This window comes from Helicobacter sp. MIT 14-3879, from assembly GCF_003364125.1.
This window is the reverse complement of sequence record NZ_NXLP01000210.1, coordinates 1-355: the sequence shown is the minus strand read 5'-3', so window position 1 is coordinate 355 and position 355 is coordinate 1. Positions and strand designations below refer to the sequence as shown.

Sequence of the window (355 nt, the reverse complement as noted above, 5' to 3'; positions counted from 1 at the left end):
ATTTATTGGAGGTATAGGATTAATCATATTTTACTATACTCCCTATTCTTATTATTTAGAACCTAGCTTTTGGCAATTTAGGAATATGTGCAAATTAGATCCTGAAATATATCAGCATAATGGTGGAAAACTAGATGAGGAATATTATAATAAAGTTTTAAGTTATTTTGATACAAGCTTGGATAAATTAGATTGGAATTATATACAAGATAACTTACAACTAAATGATTCGGGAGAACATTTTTATAAAATTGAAAAATATTATGATAGGATATTTTCATCATTCCGCTTTGTTTTTAAAAATAATAATGTAAAAAGAGACAATATTGAGAAAATAATATTTTATGTAAATTGG

General features: G+C 23.9%; 1 pseudogene. It reads left to right on the top strand.

Annotated features, from left to right (window positions below):
• Window positions 1-85: 85 nt before the first annotated feature.
• Window positions 86-355: pseudogene (locus CQA44_RS13395) on the top strand (hypothetical protein); the annotation flags it as partial.